Source organism: Segatella salivae DSM 15606, assembly GCF_000185845.1.
GTDB lineage: Bacteria > Bacteroidota > Bacteroidia > Bacteroidales > Bacteroidaceae > Prevotella > Prevotella salivae.
This window is the reverse complement of record NZ_GL629658.1, coordinates 1-2,017: the sequence shown is the minus strand read 5'-3', so window position 1 is coordinate 2,017 and position 2,017 is coordinate 1. Positions and strand designations below refer to the sequence as shown.

General features: G+C 46.1%; 2 protein-coding genes and 1 pseudogene. 1 reads left to right on the top strand and 2 read right to left on the bottom strand.

The window, feature by feature from the left end:
* Both HMPREF9420_RS12665 and HMPREF9420_RS12660 read right to left on the bottom strand, forming a co-directional pair.
* Window positions 1-306: Arm DNA-binding domain-containing protein (locus HMPREF9420_RS12665; protein WP_007136138.1), on the bottom strand; the 306-nt coding region annotated here is incomplete at its 3' end.
* Between the two features lie 4 nt (window positions 307-310).
* The gene (locus HMPREF9420_RS12660; RefSeq protein ID WP_007136137.1) at window positions 311-1,531 is read right to left on the bottom strand and encodes a site-specific integrase; all 1,221 of its coding nucleotides are present in this window, start codon (window positions 1,529-1,531) and stop codon (window positions 311-313) included.
* 287 nt (window positions 1,532-1,818) lie between these two features.
* On the opposite strand from HMPREF9420_RS12660, the pseudogene HMPREF9420_RS12655 reads away from it, so the two are divergent.
* Window positions 1,819-2,017, top strand: a pseudogene (locus HMPREF9420_RS12655) (hypothetical protein); the annotation flags it as partial.

The following is a 2,017-nucleotide window of genomic DNA, read 5'->3' as shown; positions in this document are numbered from 1 at the left end:
TTCCATAAGTTCACGTTTCAGCAGCTCGGCGGTGATATAGCCACGTTGCCAAACTAATTCTTGATACTTTGCTTTGGCTTGTTCCTCTTTGCTTTGCAAGTAGTGGTTGATTTCTTTTGTTTCTTCGCTCGTTCCCTTGCACCGCCCCTTACGACTGTCCCAAAGTTCGGGAGCGATTTCCTTGCCCGTGCTGTATTGCACCTGCTCACCGTCTATGGTGATGCGTCCCATAATCGGGCATTTGCCGTTCTTTTTTTCTTTGGAACGGTTGATATAAAAGAGTGTCTTGAATGTGCTTCGTGCCATGATTTCAAAGTTTTAAGGTGAATGTATCTTGTATGCGTTGTTGTACTTTCTGCATATCCCGATGGATTCTCTCGGAGGAAACAACTGCATAGATTTGTGTTGTTCTCAAATTTGTGTGTCCGAGCATACGGCTCACCGTTTCTATAGGTACACCTGCCGAGAGTGTGATGAGCGATGCAAAGGTGTGGCGAGCCATGTGAAAGGTCAGCGGAGTTTTCATCCCGATGTTTCTCTGTATGTGGTGCATGCCATTGAGGAAAATGTCGGTAGTCGGCACGTCAAAAACAAAACCTGCCCTTATGCCTCTATAGCGATTCATAATTTCCAGAGCAGGAGGAAGTACCTGTACACGATACGGAGTCTTTGTCTTCATGCGTCTGCCCTTGATGCAGAGTTCACCCTCTTCAAGGACGATGTTTTCCTCTCTGAGATTGCGCACGTCAGAGATAGCCAGTCCTGAAAAGCAGGAGAAGACGAACAAATCACGGACAATGCGGTAGTTCTCCCATTTAATCTCCAAGTCGATGATGTGCTCAAGTTCTTCCTGCGTAATGCTTCTCGGTTCGCCTTTTGGTCGCTCGTAACTGTAGCCCAAGAACGGATAGAAGTCCAGCACACCTTTCTTCACCGCCATGCGGACGATGGTCTGCAAAGTAGACACGGTACTCGATATGCTGCTGCGTTTCAGTTTGCGGTCAATAGTGAGATAATACTCGAAGCCCTCGATAAAGGCTTTGTCCAACTGTGAAAGGGGAACGTCGCTTACCCTGTGCTTCTTCTGCACATACTCACGAAGCAGGGAGAGTTGGTAGGTACGGAGTTTGAACGTCTTTAAGGCTCGGTCGATACCGACACGTTCCTTTGTCTGTGTGAGATACTCCCCAAAACTCTCCAAGAGCAAGGCCTGACGGTGGATTTGCCCCTGATAGGCATCCCTCACGTCTGTGGCGGTAAAAGATTCTTCTCTTTCACAGAGTTCATGAAAGCGTGCGTGGATGAGTGCGGTGCATTCACCGAGTTTCTGATTGACGGACACAGCCATGCTGCTCTTACCGATGAGCCGTTGCTTGCGGCTGTCCCAAAGAGCAATCGGAGTCTTACACTTGGTGGAGAAGCCCGAATGGGTTCTGCCAACGGAGATTCGCCCGATGACAGGCACAAGTCCTCTCTTGTCGGTTCGTTTCGCCTGAACGAAGAACGATACTTTGAGTTTGTTTTCTTTCATTTTTCTGTCGTTTTTTCTAAATTTCCTTTGCTTGCAAAGGTACAGATGAACAAGTATTCCTGAGCGATGCAGAAAAATGAAAGATGAAGAATAAAAACCTATGACACAGTTGTTTACCTTCAATTCGTAACCCCTTTTTGCTTTTTCCCTGATGGGTTACGATTTGGTAACGGAACTCCTGCCGTTTAATGCTCGTTCTTGCTTAGCCTCAAAATAGTAAGAAAATGCTAAATGATGATATTCCAAATAGTTACATTCCTTGCGTTTCCCCCTATTTCCCTTAATTCTTAATGACTGATTATGCCCGCAAGATGAGCCTTGATTTACGCATGATTGATGAAAATGGGTACTCAGACCATATCGACAACAAGGCAAGCCATTGTGCCAAGATGCTCAATGAATATTACCAAAAGTTCGGCGCACAGAAAGGTACGCAGTTTGTTTTCTCTGATTTAGGTACTTATAAGCCCGGTGGAGACTTCAATG